We start from the raw sequence: 228 nt of genomic DNA, 5'->3' as shown, positions 1-228 counted from the left end.
ACGACGCGTTCGTGGTGCCCGCGACCACCACCGGCCGCAACCTCGCGCCGCGCGTCGCGGCACTGCTCGACGTGATGCAGATCAGCGACATTCTGTCGGTCGAGAGCGCCAACAGCTTCACGCGGCCGATCTATGCGGGCAACGCGATCGCGACGGTGACCACCTCGGATGCCAAGCTGGTGATCACCGTGCGCGGCACCGCGTTCGACAAGGCCGCGGCCGAGGGCG

General features: G+C 69.3%; 1 protein-coding gene. It reads left to right on the top strand.

Features of this window, described 5'->3' with window-relative positions:
• Positions 1 to 228: adenine nucleotide alpha hydrolase family protein (locus FHY50_RS14095; RefSeq protein ID WP_474176063.1), on the top strand; the 228-nt coding region annotated here is incomplete at both ends.

The sequence above is a fragment of the Sphingomonas japonica genome, assembly GCF_006346325.1.
Taxonomy (GTDB): Bacteria; Pseudomonadota; Alphaproteobacteria; order Sphingomonadales; family Sphingomonadaceae; genus Sphingomonas; species Sphingomonas japonica.
Note: the sequence above shows the minus strand (reverse complement) of the source record. Positions and strands in the feature narration are given on the sequence as shown.